At 67.0% G+C, this 22,461-nt stretch carries 18 protein-coding genes; 13 read left to right on the forward strand and 5 right to left on the reverse strand.

The annotated features are described in order from the left end of the window. The first annotated feature begins 65 nt into the window (after positions 1-65). The 3 genes from aspS to HPC46_RS14065 all read left to right on the forward strand — a co-directional run bounded on the left by aspS (position 66) and on the right by HPC46_RS14065 (position 4,664). Positions 66-1,844, forward strand: a complete 1,779-nt coding sequence (gene aspS / locus HPC46_RS14055; RefSeq protein ID WP_179470765.1) for an aspartate--tRNA ligase — start codon at positions 66-68, stop codon at positions 1,842-1,844. After that, entirely contained in the window at positions 1,841-2,272 is a 432-nt protein-coding gene (locus HPC46_RS14060) for a nitroreductase family deazaflavin-dependent oxidoreductase (RefSeq protein WP_179470767.1), read from the forward strand. Before aspS ends, HPC46_RS14060 begins: the two co-directional genes overlap by 4 nt. 316 nt (positions 2,273-2,588) lie before the next feature. Next, on the forward strand, positions 2,589-4,664 hold the full coding sequence (locus tag HPC46_RS14065) for a YncE family protein (RefSeq protein ID WP_179470769.1): 2,076 nt from the start codon (positions 2,589-2,591) through the stop codon (positions 4,662-4,664). On the opposite strand, the gene HPC46_RS14070 is transcribed toward HPC46_RS14065, so the two are convergent. Together HPC46_RS14070 and HPC46_RS14075 are read right to left on the reverse strand one after the other, a co-directional pair. Continuing rightward, a complete protein-coding gene (locus tag HPC46_RS14070) occupies positions 4,661-5,146 on the reverse strand; it encodes a DUF302 domain-containing protein (protein ID WP_179470771.1) in 486 nt (161 codons plus the stop codon). The genes HPC46_RS14065 and HPC46_RS14070 overlap by 4 nt on opposite strands. Before the next feature lie 3 nt (positions 5,147-5,149). Then, entirely contained in the window at positions 5,150-6,334 is a 1,185-nt protein-coding gene (locus HPC46_RS14075; protein WP_179470773.1) for a thiolase family protein, read from the reverse strand. A 94-nt stretch (positions 6,335-6,428) separates the two neighbouring features. Here HPC46_RS14075 and HPC46_RS14080 point away from each other — a divergent pair, with 94 nt between their 5' ends. The 4 genes from HPC46_RS14080 to HPC46_RS14095 all read left to right on the forward strand — a co-directional run bounded on the left by HPC46_RS14080 (position 6,429) and on the right by HPC46_RS14095 (position 11,891). Further along, positions 6,429-6,923 carry a winged helix-turn-helix transcriptional regulator gene (locus HPC46_RS14080; RefSeq protein ID WP_179470775.1) on the forward strand — a complete coding sequence of 165 codons (495 nt, stop codon included), beginning with the start codon at positions 6,429-6,431 and terminating at the stop codon, positions 6,921-6,923. Positions 6,924-6,949: 26 nt separating this feature from the next. Next, positions 6,950-8,281 (forward strand): condensation domain-containing protein, encoded by a 1,332-nt coding sequence (locus HPC46_RS14085; RefSeq protein ID WP_179470777.1) that lies wholly within the window; start codon positions 6,950-6,952, stop codon positions 8,279-8,281. 290 nt (positions 8,282-8,571) lie between these two features. Continuing rightward, entirely contained in the window at positions 8,572-9,000 is a 429-nt protein-coding gene (locus HPC46_RS14090; protein ID WP_036423800.1) for an MmpS family transport accessory protein, read from the forward strand. Continuing rightward, positions 8,997-11,891, forward strand: a complete 2,895-nt coding sequence (locus HPC46_RS14095; RefSeq protein ID WP_179470779.1) for an MMPL/RND family transporter — start codon at positions 8,997-8,999, stop codon at positions 11,889-11,891. The genes HPC46_RS14090 and HPC46_RS14095 overlap by 4 nt, the downstream gene beginning before the upstream one ends. On the opposite strand, the gene HPC46_RS14100 is transcribed toward HPC46_RS14095, so the two are convergent. Continuing rightward, positions 11,888-12,208 carry a hypothetical protein gene (locus tag HPC46_RS14100; protein ID WP_179470781.1) on the reverse strand — a complete coding sequence of 107 codons (321 nt, stop codon included), beginning with the start codon at positions 12,206-12,208 and terminating at the stop codon, positions 11,888-11,890. The two genes, HPC46_RS14095 and HPC46_RS14100, sit on opposite strands and share 4 nt — an antisense overlap. Before the next feature lie 41 nt (positions 12,209-12,249). On the opposite strand from HPC46_RS14100, the gene HPC46_RS14105 reads away from it, so the two are divergent. From HPC46_RS14105 to HPC46_RS14130, 6 genes are all read left to right on the forward strand, one after another. Continuing rightward, the gene (locus HPC46_RS14105; RefSeq protein WP_179470783.1) at positions 12,250-13,173 is read left to right on the forward strand and encodes a DUF389 domain-containing protein; all 924 of its coding nucleotides are present in this window, start codon (positions 12,250-12,252) and stop codon (positions 13,171-13,173) included. A gap of 98 nt (positions 13,174-13,271) precedes the next feature. After that, entirely contained in the window at positions 13,272-13,697 is a 426-nt protein-coding gene (locus HPC46_RS14110) for a hypothetical protein (protein ID WP_179470785.1), read from the forward strand. A 65-nt stretch (positions 13,698-13,762) separates the two neighbouring features. Next, positions 13,763-17,077 carry a transglutaminase family protein gene (locus HPC46_RS14115; RefSeq protein ID WP_179470787.1) on the forward strand — a complete coding sequence of 1,105 codons (3,315 nt, stop codon included), beginning with the start codon at positions 13,763-13,765 and terminating at the stop codon, positions 17,075-17,077. Positions 17,078-17,159: 82 nt separating this feature from the next. Further along, positions 17,160-19,829 (forward strand): circularly permuted type 2 ATP-grasp protein, encoded by a 2,670-nt coding sequence (locus HPC46_RS14120; protein ID WP_179470789.1) that lies wholly within the window; start codon positions 17,160-17,162, stop codon positions 19,827-19,829. Continuing rightward, positions 19,826-20,758 carry a transglutaminase family protein gene (locus tag HPC46_RS14125; protein WP_179470790.1) on the forward strand — a complete coding sequence of 311 codons (933 nt, stop codon included), beginning with the start codon at positions 19,826-19,828 and terminating at the stop codon, positions 20,756-20,758. Before HPC46_RS14120 ends, HPC46_RS14125 begins: the two co-directional genes overlap by 4 nt. Then, a complete protein-coding gene (locus HPC46_RS14130; RefSeq protein ID WP_179470792.1) occupies positions 20,751-21,788 on the forward strand; it encodes a zinc-binding metallopeptidase family protein in 1,038 nt (345 codons plus the stop codon). Before HPC46_RS14125 ends, HPC46_RS14130 begins: the two co-directional genes overlap by 8 nt. On the opposite strand, the gene HPC46_RS14135 is transcribed toward HPC46_RS14130, so the two are convergent. Continuing rightward, positions 21,789-22,187, reverse strand: coding sequence for a TA system VapC family ribonuclease toxin (locus tag HPC46_RS14135; RefSeq protein ID WP_179470800.1), 399 nt, complete (start codon positions 22,185-22,187; stop codon positions 21,789-21,791). Next, the gene (locus HPC46_RS14140; RefSeq protein WP_179470802.1) at positions 22,184-22,414 is read right to left on the reverse strand and encodes an antitoxin; all 231 of its coding nucleotides are present in this window, start codon (positions 22,412-22,414) and stop codon (positions 22,184-22,186) included. The genes HPC46_RS14135 and HPC46_RS14140 overlap by 4 nt, the downstream gene beginning before the upstream one ends. Between the last annotated feature and the right edge of the window lie 47 nt (positions 22,415-22,461).

Here is a 22,461-nt window from a genome sequence, read left to right on the forward strand (position 1 = left end):
GGTCTACCTCATAGACTGATCCCTCGATTTCATTGCATCCGTTTTTCGATTTCAGGGAGTTTCCAGTGCTGCGCAGTCACGCCGCCGGTTCGTTGCGGGCCTCCGACGCCGGACGGACGGTCACCCTGGCCGGCTGGGTATCGACCCGGCGGGACCACGGCGGCGTCATCTTCATCGATCTGCGCGACTCGTCCGGCGTTGCTCAGGTGGTGTTCCATGATGCCGACGTGCTGGCCCAGGCACACCGGCTGCGCGCCGAGTTCTGCGTGGCCGTCGAAGGCGTGGTCGGCATCCGCCCCGAGGGCAACGCCAACGCCGAGATCCCGACCGGCGAGATCGAAGTCAACGCGACGTCGCTGACGGTGCTGGGGGAGAGCGCCCCGCTGCCGTTCCAGCTCGACGAGCAGGCCGGCGAGGAGGCCCGGCTCAAGCACCGCTATCTCGATCTGCGTCGTCCGGGTGGCCCGGGTGACGCAATCCGGTTGCGCTCCAAGGTCAATGCGGCCGCGCGCTCGGTGCTGGCCGGGCACGACTTCGTCGAGATCGAAACCCCGACGCTGACCCGGTCGACGCCGGAGGGCGCGCGCGACTTCCTGGTTCCGGCCCGGCTGCAGCCCGGCTCGTTCTACGCGCTGCCGCAGAGCCCGCAGCTGTTCAAGCAGCTGCTGATGGTGGCGGGTATGGAGCGCTACTACCAGATCGCGCGCTGCTACCGCGACGAGGATTTCCGTGCCGACCGCCAGCCGGAGTTCACCCAGCTGGACATGGAGATGAGCTTCGTCGAGGCCGACGACGTCATCGCGGTCTCCGAAGAAGTGCTGCGGGCGGTGTGGTCCACGATCGGCTACGACCTGCCGACCCCGATCCCGCGGATGTGTTACGACGAGGCGATGGGCCGATTCGGTACGGACAAGCCCGATCTGCGGTTCGCCGTCGAACTCGTCGAGTGCACCGAGTACTTCAAGGACACGCCGTTCCGGGTGTTCCAGGCGCCCTATGTGGGTGCCGTGGTGATGGCCGGCGGTGCGTCGCAGCCGCGCCGGACGCTGGACGGCTGGCAGGAGTTCGCCAAACAGCGCGGGCACAAGGGCCTCGCGTATGTGCTCGTCGGCGAGGACGGCGAGCTGAGCGGTCCGGTCGCCAAGAACCTCTCCGATACCGAACGCGCGGGGTTGGCCGCCCACGTCGGCGCCGCGCCCGGGGACTGCGTGTTCTTCGCGGCCGGTACCCCCAAGGGGGCCCGTGCCCTGCTCGGGGCGACGCGCATCGAGATCGCCAAGCGGCTGGACCTCATCGATCCGGACGCGTGGGCCTTCACCTGGATCGTGAAATGGCCGCTGTTCGAACCGGCCGACGAGGCGACGGCAGCCGGCGACGTTGCGGTGGGTTCGGGCAACTGGACCGCGGTGCATCACGCGTTCACCTCGCCGATGCCGGAGTCGGAGGCCACCTTCGACACCGATCCGGGGTCGGCGCTGGCCAACGCCTACGACATCGTCTGCAACGGCAACGAGATCGGCGGCGGGTCGATCCGTATTCACCGCCGCGACGTGCAGGAGCGGGTGTTCGCGATGATGGGCATCGGCGAAGATGAAGCCCGGGACAAGTTTGGATTCCTGTTGGACGCCTTCACCTTTGGCGCGCCCCCGCACGGCGGTATCGCGTTCGGCTGGGACCGCATCGTCGCGCTGCTGGCCGGGGTCGACTCGATTCGCGAGGTGATCGCGTTCCCCAAGTCCGGCGGCGGCATCGACCCGCTGACCGATGCGCCCGCCCCGATCACCGCGCAGCAGCGCAAGGAATCCGGAATAGATTTCACACCCGAGAAGCTGGACAAGCCATGACAGATACCCCTGATGCCGCCTACATGAACGAGTTCAACAGGAACATCGTCGAGGAGTTCCGGGCCAACGCCGGCGTTGTGGGCGGGCCGTTCGAAGGCCGCCCGCTGTTGCTGCTGCACACCACCGGCGCGAAGTCCGGTCAGCCGCGGCTGGCCCCGCTGGCCTATTTCGACGTCGACGGCAAGCTGATCATCATCGGCTCGAAGGCCGGCGCCGACACCAACCCGGACTGGGTGCACAACCTGCGGGCCAATCCACAGGCGCACATCGAGATCGGTACGGATGCCTATGACGTGGTGGCCCGCGAGTTCTCCCGCGAGGAACGTGACGAGGCCTACCCGAAGGTGGTGGCCGAGGCGCCCGGGTTCGGCGAGTACCAATCCAAGACCAGCCGGGTCATCCCGCTGTTCGAACTGACCCGGGTCTGAGCCCCGGATTTCGCACCAATTGATGGGCGACTGGGGCGAGCAGCGCCGCGGGCTAACCCTGTGTCGTGGAAGCACGGTGGGGCCAGGAGATGACTATTCCTCGGTCAAAGGTTGCCCCTAGTTCGCGATCGGCCGGGTGGAAGTCGAAAAGCCTTCGCTGACAGCAAACGCTAAGCATCAGTAGACGCAGGTAGTCGACTACTCGAATCAGCGCTGTATCTGGCGTTGGAGCGCGTCCAGTAGCAAAATCTTGTCCTGAGAGTTCGCTGACGGGCAATGAGCCCGCGCCGCGACAGTCGGTTCGGGGGTGCACACGATGGCGGCTCGGAATGGCCCGCGGCCTCGTCGTCGCCTGGCACCGTACTCCTGGTTGGGAGCGGGAGCGATCACCCTCGGCGTCGGTGCCGCCCTCGTCGGCGCAACCGGTGTCGCCCACGCCGACAGCGCGGGATCGGCCACGTCGACGTCGAATCACGCCACTGGCACAAGCGCGCGCCGCCACCCGAGCCCGGCCGCCACATCGTCCAGTGCGACGAAGAACGCCAAACCGCGGGCGCAGGTGGTCGCCGGCAGTCGACGGGTAAGTTCAACCGTCGCTGTCCGCACTGTCAGCCCGGCCCGTGTCGCCTCGGGGATGGTTGCGGCGCCACTGAAGTCTCCGGCGAACCCGCTCACGGGTCTGATGTCGGGGTTGATGTCGTCGCTGGTGCATCTCTTCAGGGTCAATACGTCAACGCCGCCACCGAACCCGATCGGCGGACTGCTGTGGGGCGTGTTGCGGGGCGTGAACAGGACGTTGGGCTTCGTCCCGGTGGCCGGCACCCCGACCGCCGACCCACCCGAGCCCATTAAAGGCACGGTCACCGGTACATGGTCGTTCACGGTGCCGGCTGGGCTGCCCATGACGTACACATTCACCCAGGCAGCCAGTGGCGTGGTGCACGTCTATACCGACGGGACGTTCTCCTATACGCCGACCGAGGCCGCCCGGGTGTCGGCCACCCCCACTACCACCGACACGTTCACCATCACCGCCAGCACCGGTGCCGCCGCCACCGTCCAATCCATCACGGTGCCAGTGCTACCGCTCGACAAGCCGGTGGCCGGTATCCCGACCGTCGGCAAGCCCGACGCCGCCACTGGTGCAGTGACCGGGAAACTCAATTTCACCGACCCCGCCGGAAAACAGTTGAGCTACGCCGTCACAATCGATCCCAACCTTGGTTCAGTCGACGTGAGTTCAACGGGGGACTTCGTCTACACGCCGACTTCTGAGGCTCGCCAAACCGCCGGTCTCAGCGCCACTGCCGTCATCGATTCGTTCACCGTGACCGCCAGCAACGGCGACGCGTCCACGGATGAATCTGTCAGTGTGCCAGTGAGTCCCATCAGTCCGGCACCGGGCACCGTCATCGGGACGATTGCGGGCCTGACGGGCCTGAATCCCACGAACGTCTGGCTCAACCCGAACGGCAGCCGGCTCTATGTCGAAATCTCAGGCAGCGGCCTGTACGTCGTGAACACGGCCACCAATGCGGTCACGGGACCCCTTGATTCGCGTATCGCCGCGTCGAACCCCACCTGTCTGACGTTCAGCCCCGACGGCAATCGCATCTACGCCGCCCGCGGCGGCCAACTCGTCGTGGTCAACGCGGCCGACAACACAGTCATCAACACGGTGTCGGTGGCCGCATCCAATGCAGGCAGCGTCATCACCAAGGACGGGAAATACGTCTACACGGTCGGTGATGCCAGCCAAACCGATGGCGTCATAACGGAATTCAACACCGCAACCGGGACCACCGCGAAGATCACCTTTTCGCTCGTGCCCAGCGACGGATACACACCATTGACGTCGGTCGCTATCAGCGCCGATGGTGAACATCTCTATGTGGCCAATGCGTATACCGGCACGATCTACTCGATCAACCTGGCAGCCAGCACCTACATCTCGAAAACGATCGACTACGGGTCCAGTGGTCATTTCGGCCCCGGCCAGCTGGCGGTCAGTCCCGATGGAAGCCGGCTCTACATCCCGTCGGCCACCAATTCCGTGCCCAACCCGCTGATGGTGTTCGACACCGCCACCAACAACGTCGTTGCGCGCATCTCGCTCGACAACCGCCCGTACTGGGACGACCCGGCATCGCAGGTCCAGATCAGTGCCGACGGCAGCCTGGTGTATGTACTCAACAGCGGGCTGATCGGAGGGGGCGTCTTCGGCCGGCTGTCCGTGGTCGACGCGACAAGCAACTCCGTGCTGAGAACCATTCCCTACAACGGTTTCCCATCGACATTCGCGGTTACCGCCGACGGTCGCTTTGCCTACGTCGAGGGCTTGGTGGTCGGCGGCTCGAATCCGGGTTACACGGTCTCGCTGATCGCTCTCTAGGCCACCTTCGCGGCCAGCGCCGCCAACTTGGCGTCGAGCGCTTCGGCCGCCGACAACAGCTCCGGATTCGGTTCCACGACCATCAGCGATGACGGCTTGACGTAGGTCAGGCTGCTGCCGCCGCCCTCGTCGAGAACCAACACCTCGACCGGGGCGAACAGGCCCGCCGTCACGTCATGACGAATCATGGTGATCGCGATCAGCGGATTGCCGAGCACCACCCGCAAGACCCGACGCTCGATGCCCGCCTTGGCGATCCAGGCGCCGTGGTCGAACGCCCCGAACAACATGAATCCGCTTGGTCCGACGTACTTTTCGACGGCGGCCTGATAGGAATCCCAGTCACCGCCCGCCGCGGCAATGTCGTTGATCGGCACCGGCTGCTCGCCGATATCGGTGAGCAGCGCGGCAACCAGTTCGTCGTAGCTCTTGGTGCTGTCGTAGCGCATCCGGATCCCATCGAACCGGGTCTCGGTCGCCATGATCTACAGCCGCTCGATGATCGTGGCATTGGCCATGCCGCCGCCCTCACACATCGTCTGTAGGCCAAAGCGTCCGCCACGCTGTTCCAAAGCGTTCACCAACGTCGTCATGATCCGGGCACCGCTGGCACCGAGCGGATGGCCGATCGCGATCGCCCCGCCGTTGACGTTCGTCCTCGTCAAGTCGGCCCCGGTGTCCTTGGCCCAGCTCAACACCACGGGCGCGAACGCCTCGTTCACCTCGAACAGATCGATATCGGCCACCGTCAGACCGGCCCGGGCCAGCACCTTCTCGGTCGCGGGGATGACACCGGTCAGCATGTACAGCGGATCGGAGCCCACCACGGTGGTGGTGTGGATGCGCGCCAGCGGCTTCCAGCCGTGCTTGCGCGCCACCTCGGAGGTGGTGATCAGCACCGCGGCGCTGCCGTCGGACAGCGGGGAGGAGTTGCCCGGGGTGATCTCCCACCGGATCTGCGGGAAGCGTTGCGCGTAGGCCTCGTTGTAGAACGCGGGCCGCAGGCCGGCCAGCGTCTCCACGGTGGTGCCGGGGCGGATGATCTCGTCGTACTGCAGGCCCGCTATTGGCGCCAGCTCGTTGTCGAACAGCCCATCCTTGGTGGCCTGTGCCGCCTTCTCGTGGCTACCTGCGGAGAACTCGTCGAGCTCGGTGCGCGAGAGTCCCCAGCGTGCGGCGATCAGCTCGGCGCTGATCCCCTGCGGTACCAGGCCCTCGGAGTAGCGCTCGGCGAAGCGGGTGCCGAACGGGTCGCTGCCCGGCAGCACCGACGAACCCATCGGCACCCGGCTCATCGACTCGACACCACCGGCGATCACCACGTCGTAGGCGCCGGCGATGACACCCTGGGCGGCGAACGAGATCGCCTGCTGGCTAGAACCGCACTGGCGATCGACCGTGGTGCCGGGAACCGACTCGGGGAAACCCGCGCCCAGAAGCGCGTTGCGGGCGATGTTGACCGCCTGGTCACCGACTTGGGTCACCGCGCCGGCGATGACGTCGTCGACCTCAGCGGGGTCCACGCCGGTGCGTGCCACCAGCTCGGACAGGCTGTGGGCCAGAAGATCGGCGGGCAGCACCGAATGCAGAGCGCCGCCGGGCTTGCCCTTGCCGATCGGGGTACGCACCGCTCCGACGATGACGGCGTCACGTCCTGCGTAACCGGCCATTGTGTCCTCCTGAACTCGTCTCTGAGTATTGCTTTCTATACTCAGCTATAACACCTAGGTATAGTGAAAACAACTCAGAAAGAAAGTGACATCCGTGACAGTGCTGCAGGGCCCCTTGGCCGATCGCGACTCCTGGTCCGCGGTCGGCAAATGCCCGATCGAGAAGACCATGGCGGTCATCGGAACCAAGTCGGCGATGCTGATCCTGCGGGAGGCCTTCTACGGCACCACCCGGTTCGACGACTTCGCCCGCCGGGTGGGCATCACCAAGGCGGCCACCTCGGCGCGGCTGGCCGAACTGGTCGACGCCGGCCTGCTGACCAGGCGGCCCTACCGCGAGCCGGGGCAGCGGGTCCGCGACGAATACGTGCTCACCGAGGCTGGGACCGACCTGATGCCGGTGGTGTGGTCGATGTTCGAATGGGGTCGCAGGCACCTGCGCGACGACACCCGGCTCCGGCTGACGCATCTGGGCTGTGGCGCTGACGCGACTGTCGAAATCCGTTGTACGCAAGGGCATCTCGTGCCGCCGGACGAGCTGGGTGTCGAACTCCGGCGGAAGGGGAGTCCCACGCTTACGTCCGGGTGATGGGAAGGCCTGAGTAACATGCGCGTGTGGACTCCACGTTGGCGTACATCGATCAGGGATCGTTCCTGGGCCTGAGGGCGCTCGGTCGAGGACCACTGGCCCAATACGGCTGGATCTACGAGCATCCGGTCGACCTCGACGCGGTGCGGCGGTTCCACCACAACCTGGGCCATGGTCTGCTGGGTCGCCGCATCGAGCGGTCGCCCCTGCCGTTCGCCCGGGACCGCTGGGTTACCTGGCGAGGGCCCGACGACATCGACCTCGCCGCCGCCGCGCGCCCACGCGGCGAGGCGATGGACTGGCTGGACGAACAACTCCGCATCCCGATCGACCCGGAGGCCGGGCCGTCGTGGCGGGTCGCGCTGTTGCCGCTGATCGAAGGCGGGGCGGTCATCACGCTGATCGCGTCGCACACGGTCTGCGACGGCCTCGCGCTCACCCAGGCGATCGACCAGGCGGCCAGCGGGCAGACCTGGGAGCTCGGCTACCCCGAACCCGGTTCACGCACCCGCGGTCAGGCACTGCGCGAGGACACCGCGCAGGTCCTGCGCGCGATTCCGGACATCCTCAAGGCGGTCATCGCCGCAATCAAACTGGCGCGCAACAATGCCAGGGATATCGCGTCGTCGGCCGGGCGGGCGGGCCCGTCGCCCACCGAGCTCGTGGATGCCATGCCGGTCACCGTCCCGGCCGTGGCGGCCTACGTCGACGAGGCCCTGTGGCAGAGTCGCATGGAAAGCCTTGGCGGAACCAGTAATTCGCTGTTCGCCGGTATCGGCGCAAAGCTCGGACAGGTCTTCGGCCGGGTCGAGGGCAACGGGCTGGTGCGGCTGCAATTCCCGGTCAGTGAACGCACGCCGGGGGACACCAGGGCCAACGCGCTCACCGGCATGACCCTGATGATCGATCCGGCCGACGTCACGACGAGCCTTCGCGACGTGCGCGCCGAGCTGAAGCGAAATCTGGCGGCGCTGTCCGAGGCGCGCTTCGAGCTGCTGGGCCCGGTGGCGCTGGCGCCACTCGTCCCGCCGGGCCTGGCGCGCCGGCTCGAGGGGATGGCGCTGGGCGCGGGTGCCCCGGTCGGCTGTTCCAACCTCGGGAAGCTGGCCCCCGCGGTGAACCGGCCGGATGGCACCGACGCCGAATATCTCCTCGTGCGGCAGATCGAGTCCAGGACCACCGCTGAGACCCTCGACCGGCAGGGCGGGACGCTGTTTCTGGCATCGGGACAGGTCAACGGAAAAGTCGCGCTCACATTGTCGGCGTGGCGGCCCGGCGGGCCGAACAGCAGAGACGAGTTGAAGGCCACGTTCGGGCAGGTGCTCGATGAATTTGGGCTCACCGCGACCGTCGAGTAGGCGGAGCGCTGAACGGGTTTGTGACGGCGGCCGACAATTTTCGTGACCCATGAGGCTCATCACACGGGTTATGCTGACAAGATCCGTTAGTCCTACTATGTAGCGGTGCTAAATGCAGCCGCGGTGAATCGACAGGCTGAACTGCAAGGCCAGAAGGGGGACCGGTCGTGACGCTGGAAAGCCAGACCTACACCTCCTCGGGTGCTTCGGCCGACGACGACGCCCAGGCCGGCCCGGACCGGCAGCAGGCCCAGCCCGCAGCTCACCGCACCCGCCGGCGCGGTGGACCGCTGACGCTGCTGCGCAAGGTGTGGCTGCCCATCGTGATCCTGATCGTGGTGGCCGTCGCGGCGTTCGGTGTGTTCCGTCTGCACGGCGTGTTCGGCAAGACCGAGACCACCCGGCCCGGTAGTGGCCTGGCCAATGACACCAAGCCGTTCAACCCCAAGACCGTCGTGTACGAGATCTACGGCCCGCCCGGGACCGTCGCGACCATCAACTATCTCGACCTGGACGCCCAGCCGCAGATCGCGCGGGACGTCACCCTTCCGTGGTCCATCACCTTGACGACCACCGCGCCGGCAGCCTCGGCCAACATCGTCGCCCAGGGCGACAGCGACACCATTGGCTGCCGGATCACGGTCAACGGCGAACTCAAGGACGAGAAGACCAACACCGGGGTGAACGCCCAGACCTTCTGCCTGGTCAAGTCCGCATGATCCTCCTCAACAAAGACGAGAAGCCGCAGGCCGAACCGGGTAAGCGGCCGCATATCGCGCACTGGATTCGCTGGCTGTCGGTCCCGATCATCCTGGGCTGGCTGGCCCTGACCGTTATCACCAACATCGTGGTGCCGCAGGTCGAGGTGGTCGGCCAGCAGCAATCGGTGCCGATGTCGGCCATGGATGCGCCCTCATCCATCGCGATGAGCACGATCGGCGCGACGTTCCAGGAGTTCAAGTCGAACACCTCGGTAATGATCGTGCTGGAAAGCGACCAGCCCTTGGGCGACCCCGCGCACAAGTACTACGACGAGGTCATCAAGAAGCTCGAAGCCGACAAGACGCACGTCGAGCACATCCAGGACTTCTGGAGTGATCCGCTGACCGCGGCGGGCTCGCAGAGCGCCGATGGCAAGGCGGCGTACGTGCAGGCGTATCTGGCCGGCAACATGGGCGAGGGCTTGGCCAACGAGTCGGTCGAAGCTGTCAAGCACATCGTCGAGAGCGTGCCCTCGCCGCCCGGCGTCAAGGCCTACGTCACCGGCCCGTCCGCGCTGATCAACGACACCCACATCGCCGGCGACCGGAGCCTGCAGCTGATCACCGGGCTGACGTTCGGCGTGATCACGGTGATGCTGCTGTTCGTCTACCGCTCGATCGTGACGGTGCTGCTGGCCCTGTTCATGGTGTTCCTCGAACTGGCAGCCGCCCGCGGCGTGGTGGCTTTCCTGGGCTACCACCACCTGATCGGCCTGTCGACGTTCGCCGTCAACCTGCTCACGATGGTGGCGATCGCCGCCGGCACCGACTACGTGATCTTCCTGTTCGGCCGCTATCAGGAAGCCCGAAGTAAGGGCGCCGACAAAGAGGCGGCGTACTACGACATGTATCACGGCACCGGCCACGTGATCGTCGGGTCCGGCATGACCATCGCCGGTGCGCTGTTCTGCCTGCACTTCACCCGCAGCCCGATGTTCAGCTCCATGGGCATCCCGCTGTTCGTCGGCATGGTGGTGGTGGTGGCCGCCGCGATGACACTCGGGCCAGCCGTCGTCACCGCGGCCAGCCGCTTCGGCCTTCTGGAGCCCAAACGTGCGTCGCGGGAACGCTTTTGGCGGCGCATCGGCACGGCCGTCGTTCGCTGGCCCGGACCGATCCTGGTTGCGACGACCTTCGTCTGTCTGATCGGGCTGCTCGCACTGCCCGGCTATCGCACCGACTACAACGACCGGCACTACCTGCCGCCGGACATCCCGGCCAGCGAAGGTTTCGCCGCCGCCGAGCGGCACTTCCCGGAGGCGCGGCTGAGCCCCGAACTGCTGATGCTGCAGAGCGATCACGACCTGCGTAACTCCGCGGACTTCCTGGTGATCGACCGGGTGGCCAAGGCCATCTTCCACACCCCGGGTATCGGCCGGGTGCAGACCATCACCCGGCCCCTGGGCAGCCCGATCGAGCACAGCTCGATTCCGTTCCTGCTGGGCATGCAGGGCACCACGCAGACGCTGAACCAGTCCTACATGCAGGACCGGATGCGCGACATGCTCAAGATGGGCGACGACATGAACGTCTCCATCAACACGATGACGCAGATGTACAACCTGATGGGTGAGCTCAACGCGGTCACGCACAGCATGGTCGGCAAGATGGACCTGACGCTGGCCGACATCCAGAGCCTGCGCGACAACATCGCCAACTTCGACGACTTCTTCCGGCCGATCCGCAACTACCTGTACTGGGAACCGCACTGCTACGACATCCCGATGTGCTGGTCGATCCGGTCGGTGTTCGACACCCTCGACGGCATCGACACGATGACCGACGACTTCCAGACCCTCGTGCCTGATCTGCACAAGCTGGACCTGCTGACGGCCCAGATGCGCATGTTGATGCCGCCGATGATCGACACGATGCGATCGATGCGGACCATGCAGCTGACCCTGCAGAGCACGCAGTCCGGCCAGCAGGACCAGATCGCGGCCATGCAGGACAACCAGTCTGCGATGGGCAAGGCGTTCGACGAGGCCAAGAACGACGACTCGTTCTACCTCCCGCCCGAGGCGTTCGACAATCCGGACTTCAAGCGCGGCATGAAGATGTTCTTGTCGCCGGACGGAAAAGCGGTGCGGTTCATCATCTCTCACGAGGGTGATCCGATGTCGCCGGAAGGCCTCACCCACGTCGACCCGATCAAGAACGCGGCGTTCGAGGCGATCAAGGGCACTCCGCTGGAGGGTTCCAAGATCTTCCTCGCCGGCACCGCGGCCAGCTACAAAGACATGCAGGACAGCGCCGACTACGACATCCTGATCGCCGGCGTGGCGGCCCTCTGCCTGATCTTCATCATCATGCTGATCATCACGCGGGCCGTGGTGGCGGCCGCGGTCATCGTGGGCACGGTGGTGCTGTCGCTGGGCACGTCGTTCGGTCTGTCGGTGCTGATCTGGCAGGACCTCATCGGCCGGCCGTTGCACTGGATGGTGCTGATCATGGCAGTCATCATCCTGCTGGCGGTCGGTTCGGACTACAACCTGCTGCTGGTCGCCCGCCTCAAAGAGGAGATACCCGCCGGCCTGAAGACCGGCATCATCCGCGCAATGGGCGGCAGTGGCTCGGTGGTCACGTCGGCGGGCCTGGTGTTCGCGGTGACGATGGCGGCCATGGCGTTCAGCGAGCTGACGATCCTGGCGCAGGTCGGTACGACCATCGGTATGGGTCTGTTGGTGGACACCCTGGTTATCCGGTCGTTCATGACGCCCTCGATCGCGGCGCTGATGGGTCGCTGGTTCTGGTGGCCGCAGCGGGTCCGACCGCGGCCGGTGCCGAGTCCGTGGCCGAAGCCGGCGGCGGAGAGCACCGAACCGATCCGGGTCGAATCCCAGTCCTAGCGAATCGTTTTCACGTCATCCATGGCATTGTGTGCGCCGTCGACGCAGCCGCGTTGGTAGCTGGGGGTCTTGCCTGCGGCCTGGGCGGCGCAGTACTGGGAAATCGACTCCTCGTGGGCCTGGTAGCCGCCTGAGTCGACCCAGCGCTGCCCGTCTGTGTAGCCCGCCCAGAAGGCGGCGTCCTTTCGGTCCGTGGTCAGCATCAGGATCACGCCGATGAGCGCGAACACCGCGATCACCAGGATTGCCTTGACCCAGCGCTTGGTCAGCCAGGGCCGCAGCGGAGCAGGTATCCAGCGCGGCTTGGGCTGATCCACACCGGAGATTGTCGCACCCGAGCCGAAGTAGTCTCACGGTTGTGCTGCATCTGCGGGTGATCGCGCCGGTCGAACTTCGGGACAAGGTGATCGACGTGCTCGGCCGGCACGCCGGGGTGACTCACCTTGTGGTGCATCCGGAGGCCGCGCTGGTCCCGGCCGGTGATGAAATCACCGCCGACATCGCCAGGGAAAGCGCCAACCATGTAGTCGACGACCTCAAAGCGCTTGATCTGCAACGCCGCGGCGCGATCACGCTCGACGTCGTCGACACCGTCGTCTCCACCGCGGCCTATCACGCCGAGAAGGAGGCCGACGGCGATCCCGGCGATGCGATCGTGTGGGAGGAGTTGTCTGCCCGTACCAGGGAGGAGTCGACGCTCAACGTCACGTTCCTGCTCTTCTTGTGCCTGGCGTGCATGATCGCGGCGGTCGGTGTGGTGACTGATTCGCCGGTGACCGTCGTCGGCGCAATGGTCGTCGGCCCGGAATTCGGTCCGCTGGCGGCACTGGCCGTGGCCCTGGTTCGCCGCCGCCTTGACCTCGCCCGCCGTGCCTCGATCGCACTGCTGGTTGGCTTTCCGGTCGCCATGGTGTCCACGGCCGCGTTCGTGCTCGGCGGGGAGGCGCTGGGCTGGATTCAACTCGCGAGCACCCGCCAGCTCACCGACGTCGACTTCATCTTCCAAGTCGGCCCGTTGTCGTTCGTCGTCGCGCTGCTGGCCGGCGCCGCGGGCATGCTGTCACTGGTGTCGGCGAAATCCGCTGCGCTGGTTGGTGTGTTCATCTCCGTGACGACGGTGCCCGCCGCCGGCTTCGCCGTCGTCGCGGCCTCGGTCGGGGAGTGGGACGTCGCAGCCGAATCGGCGGCGCAGTTGGCGATCAACCTGGCGGGGATCACGCTGGCCGGCGTCGCGGTCCTGGCGGTCCGGCGCCGACACGAGACTCGCCGCCCCAACGGCTGACAGCGGCTCCACGGACAACCGACTAGTGTCTAGCCACTGTGGGCTGGACACCGGATTTCGCGAAGTTGAAGGACCAGATATCGCTTCGCGGGATCGTGATGACAATCCTCACCCTCGTGGTCGCCGGTCTCGCGATCGCGACACTGTCCTACCAGCCGAGTGTTCCCGACCAGGCAGCCATCTCGCCCGAGCCGACGCCGAGCACGGCCCCCTGGGTCGTTCCCTCGCCCGCCCCCGGGCCCGTCACGGCAACGCCGCTCTCGGTCACCGCGGCTCCGCCGCCGAGTCCCGCGCCGGCCCCGGCGCCCAGCCAGACGGTCCGGCCCATACCGACCCCGGCCCCCACCTACACGGCGATTCCCACTGCCACTCCGACTCAGACGGCGACCGCCACACAGACCGCGACTCCGACCGAGACGACCAGTTCGACGGCGACGACAAGTCCCACCACGCAGCCCGCGTTCCCGATCCGGCCGTCGCGTGCGCCCTCTACCGTGCTTCCCAACGGCGGGCGGCGTAGTTAGCAAGAATGTCTGCTGAGGGCTGCCGGCCTGCGCAGCCCTTTTTCGTGTGATGGGATTAGCGGCCTATGGGTATCAAAGTGGCGCTGGAGCACCGCACCAGTTACACCTTCGACCGGTTGGTCGAGGTGCATCCGCATATCGTCCGGCTGCGGCCGGCGCCGCACTCCCGCACGCCCATCGAGGCGTATTCACTCGAGGTCGAGCCCGCCGACCATTTCGTCAACTGGCAGCAGGACGCGTTCGGAAACTTCCTCGCCCGGCTGGTTTTCCCGACCAGGACCCGCCAGCTGACCATCAAGGTCGGATTGATCGCCGACTTGAAAGTGATCAACCCGTTCGACTTCTTCATCGAGGACTACGCCGAGACCTTCCCGTTCGCGTACCCCAAGGCGCTCAAGGACGATCTCGAGCCCTATCTGCGGCCCGTCGACGAGGCCGAGGAAGGCTCGGGCCCGGGAGAGCTGGTGAGCGACTGGGTGCGCAACTTCGTCGTCAAGCCCGGGACGCGGACCATCGACTTCCTCGTCGCGCTCAACCGCGCGGTGAACGGCGACGTCGGCTACAGCCTGCGGATGGAACCCGGCGTGCAGGCCCCGGACTTCACCCTGCGGACCGGCATCGGCTCCTGCCGCGACTCGGCCTGGCTGCTGGTGTCGATCCTGCGTGAGCTCGGCCTGGCCGCCCGGTTCGTGTCCGGCTATCTGGTCCAGCTGTCGTCGGACATCGAGGCGCTCGACGGCCCGTCCGGACCGGCCGCCGACTTCACCGACCTGCACGCCTGGACCGAGGTGTACATCCCCGGCGCCGGCTGGATCGGGCTGGACCCCACCTCGGGACTGTTCGCCGGGGAGGGACACATCCCACTGGCCGCCACCCCGCACCCGTCGTCGGCAGCCCCGATCACCGGCGCCACCGGGGTGGCCGAAGCGACACTGGATTTCGCCAACATCGTCACCCGCGTCCACGAGGACCCGCGCGTCACGCTGCCCTACACCGATGCGGCATGGGCGGCCATCGACGCGCTCGGTGCCCGCATCGACCAACGGCTGGCCGATGCCGACGTGCGGCTCACCGTCGGCGGAGAGCCGACGTTCGTTTCGGTGGACAACCAGGTCGACGAGGAGTGGATCACCGCCGCCGACGGCCCGCACAAGCGGGAGCGAGCCTCGGTGCTGGCCGCGCGATTGAAGGCGGTGTGGGCGCCGGGCGGTCTGGTGCAACGTAACCAGGGCAAGTGGTACCCCGGAGAACCGTTGCCGCGCTGGCAGATCGGAATCCATTGGCGTCGCGACGGGAAGCCGTTGTGGAGCGATCCCGCGCTGTTGGCCGACCCGTGGGGTAGCGAGTACGTCGAGGTCAAACCCGAGAGCGCCCAACAGCTGCTGTCGGTCATCGCCGACGATCTGGGATTGCCGGCCACCCAGGTGCGCCCGGCCTACGAGGACCCGCTGAGCCGGCTCGCACACCAGGTCCGGATGCCCTCCGGCGACCCGGTCGACCCCGACGAGGATCTGGAAACCGACAGCCCCCAAGCCCGAGCAGATCTGCTGGCCCGCCTCGAGGAGTCGGTCGTCGAGCCGGCCGCGTACCTGCTGCCGCTGCACCGCCGCGAGGACGACGCCGGCTGGGCCAGTGCGGACTGGCGGCTGCGCCGGGGCCGCGTCGTGCTGCTGGAGGGCGACTCGCCGGCCGGGCTGCGGCTGCCGCTCGGCTCGATCAGCTGGCATCCGCCGCGGCCGGCACGGCACGCCGACCCGATCGCGAGCGGAATTCGCGCGCTGCCCGCCGACCGGGAGGACTCCGCCGCGGCGGTGGAGGACGCCGACACCTCGCCCACCACCGCGATGGTGGCCGAGGTACGCGATGGCCTGCTGTATGTCTTCATTCCGCCCACCGAGGAGCTGGAGCACTTCATCGACGTGATCGCCCGCGTGGAGGCGGCCGCGGCGAAGGTCGGCTGCGCGGTGGTGATCGAGGGCTACGGCCCGCCGTCCGACGCGCGGCTGGAATCGATGTCGGTGACGCCCGACCCCGGTGTCATCGAGGTCAACGTGGCGCCCAGCAAGAGCTTCGCCGAGCAACGCGATCAACTGCGGACGCTGTACGCGGAGGCCCGTCAGGCCCGTCTGTCGACCGAATCGTTCGACGTCGACGGCACCCACAGCGGCACCGGCGGCGGCAACCACATCACGCTGGGTGGCATCACCCCGGCCGATTCTCCGTTGCTGCGGCGGCCGGATCTGCTGGTGTCGCTGTTGACCTACTGGCAGCGGCACCCGGCGCTGTCGTATCTGTTCGCCGGCCGGTTCATCGGCACCACGTCGCAGGCGCCCCGGGTCGACGAGGGCCGGTCCGAAGCGCTGTACGAACTCGAGATCGCGTTCGCCGAGATCGCCCGGCTGACGCAGTCGGGCGCATCCAAACCGTGGGTGACCGACCGCGCCCTGCGGCACCTGCTCACCGACATCACCGGCAACACCCACCGGGCCGAGTTCTGCATCGACAAGCTCTACAGCCCCGACAGCGCCCGCGGCCGGCTGGGCCTGCTGGAGCTCCGCGGCTTCGAGATGCCGCCCCACTACCAGATGGCGATGGTGCAGTCGCTGCTGGTGCGTGCGCTGGTGGCCCGGTTCTGGGAGCAGCCGCTGAGGGCCCCGTTGATCCGGCACGGGCTCAATCTGCACGGCCGATACCTGTTGCCGCACTACATCATTCACGATATCGCCGACGTGTGTGCGGATCTGCGCGCGCACGGCATCAACTTCGACACCAGCTGGCTGGATCCGTTCACCGAGTTCCGGTTCCCGCGGGTGGGCACCGCGGTGTTCGACCACGTGGAGATCGAGCTGCGCGGAGCCATCGAACCGTGGAACACCCTCGGTGAGGAATCCACCGGCACCGGCACCGCGCGCTACGTCGACTCCTCGGTGGAGCGGATCCAGGTCCGCACGATCGGCGCGGATCGGCAGCGCCACGTGCTGACCTGCAACGGCTACCCGATCCCGATGCTGGCCACCGACAATCCCGACGTCCAGGTGGGCGGTGTGCGGTACCGCGCGTGGCAGCCGCCGAGTGCGCTGCACCCGACGATCACCGTCGACGGCCCGCTGCGCTTCGAGTTGGTGGACATCGCCACCGGGACCTCCCGCGGCGGATGCACCTACCACGTGTCTCATCCCGGCGGCCGGTCCTATGACAGCCCACCGGTCAACGCCGTGGAGGCCGAGTCGCGCCGCGGCCGCCGGTTCGAGGCGACCGGGTTCACTCCCGGCAAGGTCGACGTCGCCGACATCCGGGAGAAGCAGGCCCGGCAATCGACCGACGTCGGCGCCGCCGGCATCCTCGACCTGCGCCGGGTGCGCACCGTGCTGCAGAACTGATGGGTTCACCCCGACCCGAATGTGGTCGGGGCGGGCGATCCTCGTAAGTTTGCTTCAAGTTCTTCAGTCAGGAGGTGGGCCGTTGTCGCTGTCGGCCGCCGGTTCTGGCTTGACCCGGCCCAGCCATGACCCCGACCGCCTTCTGGCCGGCTACGGGGCCGCCTCCGCCCAGGACACGCTGTTCGACCTGCGTGGCGGCGGTGGCGCCTATGGCGGCACCGGGTACGACGAATTCGTCGACGCCACCGGTACCGTGCGCCCGTCATGGCAGGAGCTCGGCGATCTCATCGGCGAGCGTGGCCGTGCCGGGCTGGAACGGCTGCGCGTTGTGGTCCGCGGCCTCGTCGACAACGACGGCATCACCTACATCGAGGTAGACCACGACGGTGAAGCCGTCACCAACGGCCAGGGCATCGCGATGCCCGGCCCGTGGCATCTGGACGGGATACCGCTGCTGCTGTCCGCCGAGGACTGGGAGACGCTGGAAGCCGGTGTGGTGCAGCGGTCCCGCATCCTCGACGGCGTCCTGACCGATCTGTACGGCGAGCGCCGCGCGATCACCAGCGGGATCCTGCCGCCGCAGCTGCTGTTCGGCCACCCTGGTTACATCCGGGCCGCCCGCGGCATCGAGAACCCGGGTCGGCACCAGCTGTTCATGCTCGGCTGCGATGTGAGCCGGGCCGCCGACGCGCGGTTCGTGGTCAACGCCGACTGGGCGCAGGCGCCGTCGGGAGCCGGCTATGCGCTGGCCGACCGCCGGGTCGTCGCGCATGCGGTGCCCGACGTCTACGAGCGCATCGGCCCGCGGCCCGCGTCGCCCTTCGCCCAAGCGCTGCGGCTGGCGCTCATCGAGGCCGCGCCCGAGGCCGCCGAGGACCCGGTGGTCGTGGTGCTCAGCCCCGGTATTCACTCCGAAACAGCATTCGATCAGGCCTATCTGGCGTCGGTGCTGGGTTTCCCGCTGGTGGAGAGCGCCGATCTGGTGGTGCGCGACGGCAAGCTGTGTATGCGGTCGCTTGGCACGTTGAAGCGGGTCGACGTGGTGCTGCGCCGCGTCGACGCCGAATACGCCGACCCACTGGATCTGCGGCCCGACTCACGGCTGGGTGTCGTCGGCCTGGTCGAGATGCAACGGCGCGGTGCGGTGACGGTGGTCAACACCCTCGGTGCCGGGATCCTGGAAAGTCCTGGGCTGCAACGCTTTCTGCCTCAGCTGGCGGAGCGGATGCTGGGGGAGAAGCCGCTGCTGGACACTCCGCAGCTGTACTGGGGCGGATTCGAGCGGGAACGCTCGCATCTGCTGGCCCGGCTGGGCACCCTGCTGATCAAGTCGACTGTGGGCGGCGAGACCATCGTGGGTCCGGCGCTGTCGACGGCGCAGCGCGACGAGGTCGCCGCCCGCATCGAGGCACAGCCCTGGGAATGGGTCGGCCAGGAACTGCCGCAGTTCTCGTCGGCCCCCACCGACTATTACCCGGGTGGGTTGTCGGCGGCCAGCGTCGGCCTGCGGATGTTCACCGTGTCGCAGCGCGGCGGGTACGCGCCGATGATCGGCGGGCTCGGTTATGTGCTGGCGCCCGGCAATGCCGCGTACAAGCTGAAAACCGTTGCTGCCAAGGATGTCTGGGTGCGGCCGCCGACCAGGATGAAGGCCGACGCGCTGACCGTCCCGCCCGTCGAACTGCCAAGCGGCACCCGCTTCATCAGCTCGCCGCGTGTGCTGTCCGACCTGTTCTGGATGGGCCGTTACGGCGAGCGGACCGAGAACCTGGCCCGCCTGCTGATCGTCACCCGCGAGCGCTATCACGAGTACCGCTACCGCCAGGACATGGAGGGCAGCGAATGCGTGCCGGTGCTGCTGGGCGCACTCGGTGCGCTCACCGGGACCGACACCGAGGCAGCTGGCAGCTATGCCGACGCGGTCGCCGGCGCCCAGCGCACGCTCTGGTCGCTGACGGTCGACCGGGTGCGCGCGGGATCGCTGGCCCAATCCGTCGAACGACTGGGACTGGCCGCCCGGTCGGTGCGCGACCAGATGTCCAACGACACCTGGATGGTGCTCGGCGCTGTCGAGCGGGCACTGGCCGAGCAGGCCGGGGCACCGCCCAGCCCGCAACGCGGAAGCCGGGTCGCCGACGACACCGCGCTGGCCACCGCCCAGCAGCAGGCGCTGGCCGGCATGCTGGCGCTGTCGGGGGTGGCCGCCGAATCGATGGTGCGCGACGCAGGCTGGACGATGATGGACATCGGCAAACGCATCGAGCGTGGGCTCGCGTTGTCCGCGCTGCTGCGGGCGACGCTGACCACCGAGCGCAGCGCGGGCGCCGAACAGACCATTACCGAGTCAGCCTTGGTGGTGTGCGAGTCGTCGGTCATCTACCGCAGGCGCAACCTGGGCAAGGTCAGTGTGGCGGCGGTGGCCGACCTCGTGCTGTTCGACGGGGAGAACCCCAGATCGTTGGTCTACCAGCTGGAACGGCTGCGATCGAACTTGCGCGCGCTGCCGGGTGCGTCGGGCTCGTCGCGACCGGAACGCCTGGTCGACGACATCGGTACGCGGCTGCGCCGGCTGGACCCGGCTGACCTCGAAGCCGTCGACGACGAGGGGCACCGGGCCGAACTCGATGCACTGCTGGGCTGGATTCACAACGCACTGCGGGACCTCTCCGACCTCATCACTCGCGCGCAGCTGTCGCTGCCCGGCGACATGCAGCCGCTGTGGGGACCCGATCAGCGACGGGTGATGCCATGACGGCGGCGGGCAGGAGCGTAGCGACCGGGGGATCGACACGGGCGTATCGCATCACCCATCGCACGGAGTACAGCTACTCCGATGTGGTGACCAGTTCCTACGGCCGCGGCCACCTCACGCCGCGCGATACCACCGGGCAACGCTGCCTGTCGTACGAACTCGAGATCGATCCCGTGCCCGCCGACCGGTCCACCAGCCGCGACGTGTACGGCAACATCAGCTCGTATTTCCATGTAACAGAACGGCACAACGCCCTGACCGTCACCAGCCGCTCCGTCGTCGAGGTCGACCCGCCGCCCGCCGAGCTGTACGAGGCGGGCTGGGCGCTGGCGCCCTGGGAGGCCGTCCGGCCGGTCGGCCACAACGGAGCGCTGGCGTCCGAGTTCACCCTGGACCTGCGCCCGCCCGAAATCACCGATGCGGTCCGCGCATACGCGGCTCCGAGCTTCCCTCCGGGCCGCCCGCTCGTCGAGGTTCTGCGCGACCTCAGCACGCGGATCTTCTCCGACTTCACCTACAAATCCGGGTCCACGACGGTGTCCACACAGGTGAGCGAGGTTTTGCGAGCCCGGGAAGGGGTATGTCAAGACTTCGCTCGGCTGGCGATCGCCTGCCTGCGCGCCAACGGATTGGCGGCGAGTTATGTGTCGGGATACCTCGCCACCGACCCGCCGCCGGGAAAGGAACGGATGTACGGCGTGGACGCCACCCACGCCTGGGCCGCGGTATGGACGCCGCAAAACGATTGGCTCGGGCTGGATCCCACCAATGACCAACTGGTCGACGAGCGCTACATCACCGTTGGCTGGGGTCGCGACTACGCGGACATCCCGCCGCTGCGCGGCATCATCTACACGGACTCAGAACAGAGCGTCATCGATGTCTCGGTGGACGTGGCGCCATACGAAGAGGGTGCTCTGCATGCGTGACTTCATCTGCCCCAACTGCGGCCAGCATCTGGCCTTCGAGAACTCGGTCTGCCTGTCGTGCGGCAGCAGGCTGGGATTCTCCCTGGACGACATGGCCTTTCTGGTGATCGCCTCCGGCGAGGGTAGCGAGCACGGTGGCGCGGTGGACGCCGCTGAGTATCAGCTGTGCGCCAATCTCTATCTGGCCGAATGTAATTGGCTGGTCAAGGTGGAACCGATCCGTCAGCTGTGCACCTCGTGCCGACTCACCCGGACCCGACCTGACGATGCCGAGACCGAGGCGCTGGCGGCGTTCGCGCTGGCGGAGAAGGCCAAGCGACGCCTGATCGCCGAGTTGTACGAGCTCAAGCTGCCGATCGTCGGGCGGGACGTGGATCCGCAGTACGGGCTGGCCTTCGACCTGTTGTCCAGCGCCAAGGAGAAAGTGTTCACCGGCCACGACAACGGCGTGATCACACTGGATCTCGCCGAGGGTGATGACGTCCATCGTGAGCAGTTGCGCACCTCGATGGACGAGCCGTATCGCACGCTGCTCGGCCATTTTCGCCATGAGATCGGCCACTACTACTTCTATCGGCTGGTCGGTACCTCGTCGGCGTATCTGCCGCGGTTCACCGAACTGTTCGGCGATCCCGACGCCGACTACCAGGCCGCACTGGACCGCCACTACAACGAGGGCCCGCCGGCCGGCTGGGAAAAGAACTACGTCTCCTCCTATGCCACCATGCATCCCGCCGAGGACTGGGCCGAGACGTTCGCGCACTACCTGCACATCCGGGACACCCTTGACACTTCCGCAGCCTTCGGGCTGGCGCCGGCCAACGCCACCTACGAGCGAAGAGTGCTGGGCCCCAGTGGTTTCGACAATATTCTCGAGATGTGGATGCCACTGGCCTGGTCGCTCAACATGGTGAACCGGTCGATGGGCAAGGATGACCTCTACCCGTTCGTGCTGCCGGTTCCGGTCCTGGAGAAGATGCGCTTCATCCACAGCGTCATCGACGACGTCACGTCTTCGTCGCAGAGCTGACTACGCCGGTTCGATCAGCAGCGACACATCATGATGTAGGTGCGCCAGGCCCGTGTCGAAGGTGGCGAGTTGGCTGTGACGGCTGCGAGCCAGTTGAGCCAGGTAAGCATCGGTGACCTGTCGATGGCCGATCACCCCGGTCAGCCGTACATCCGTGAAAGACACACTGTCAGGCCAGAAATCGTGACGGTCGGCATCCTCGAGAGCGTTGACGACATCGCGTGCAGCATCTGCAGCGTGACCGGCGCGCACGAGGAAGCGCATGAGGCTCCCTTGGGTTATCGGACACGTCGCGAAGCTGCTATCAGTCGATGAGAACCACTTAACGGCGGGCCCGTGATGCACGTGCTCGACGACCACCAAAGCGATCAACACATTGGAGTCGAGCAGCACGCTCATTCTTCGTCGTCCAGCGACCGCACGTCCTCGGACGTCACGACCCTGCCGACGCTGACGGCCGGCAGTCCGGTGAGTGCGTCCGTCGCTATGGGGGTCGTCGGGCGGTGGGCGCCGAGCCCCCGTCTCATGAGGTCGGCGACGGTCTCACTCAACGTGCGATGCGTGTCTCGTGCGATCGCCTGGGCCTGTTTGTGCAGCTCATCGGGCAAGTCGATGGTCGTACGCATTCCACAGTCTAGCATCAATGCATCATGATGCACTGATGCGAACTCGC

This window comes from Mycolicibacterium vinylchloridicum (assembly GCF_013404075.1).
In the GTDB taxonomy this organism is placed as follows: Bacteria; Actinomycetota; Actinomycetes; order Mycobacteriales; family Mycobacteriaceae; genus Mycobacterium; species Mycobacterium vinylchloridicum.

What these genes read in the sequence shown, in the direction of transcription:
- HPC46_RS14060 (WP_179470767.1), top strand. Translation starts at nt 1,841, where the DNA reads ATGACAGATACCCCTGATGCCGCCTACATGAACGAGTTCAACAGGAAC.
- HPC46_RS14065 (WP_179470769.1), top strand. Translation starts at nt 2,589, where the DNA reads ATGGCGGCTCGGAATGGCCCGCGGCCTCGTCGTCGCCTGGCACCGTAC.
- HPC46_RS14070 (WP_179470771.1), bottom strand. Translation starts at nt 5,146, where the DNA reads ATGGCGACCGAGACCCGGTTCGATGGGATCCGGATGCGCTACGACAGC.
- HPC46_RS14075 (WP_179470773.1), bottom strand. Translation starts at nt 6,334, where the DNA reads ATGGCCGGTTACGCAGGACGTGACGCCGTCATCGTCGGAGCGGTGCGT.
- HPC46_RS14095 (WP_179470779.1), top strand. Translation starts at nt 8,997, where the DNA reads ATGATCCTCCTCAACAAAGACGAGAAGCCGCAGGCCGAACCGGGTAAG.
- HPC46_RS14110 (WP_179470785.1), top strand. Translation starts at nt 13,272, where the DNA reads ATGACAATCCTCACCCTCGTGGTCGCCGGTCTCGCGATCGCGACACTG.
- HPC46_RS14115 (WP_179470787.1), top strand. Translation starts at nt 13,763, where the DNA reads ATGGGTATCAAAGTGGCGCTGGAGCACCGCACCAGTTACACCTTCGAC.
- HPC46_RS14125 (WP_179470790.1), top strand. Translation starts at nt 19,826, where the DNA reads ATGACGGCGGCGGGCAGGAGCGTAGCGACCGGGGGATCGACACGGGCG.
- HPC46_RS14130 (WP_179470792.1), top strand. Translation starts at nt 20,751, where the DNA reads ATGCGTGACTTCATCTGCCCCAACTGCGGCCAGCATCTGGCCTTCGAG.
- HPC46_RS14135 (WP_179470800.1), bottom strand. Translation starts at nt 22,187, where the DNA reads ATGAGCGTGCTGCTCGACTCCAATGTGTTGATCGCTTTGGTGGTCGTC.
- HPC46_RS14140 (WP_179470802.1), bottom strand. Translation starts at nt 22,414, where the DNA reads ATGCGTACGACCATCGACTTGCCCGATGAGCTGCACAAACAGGCCCAG.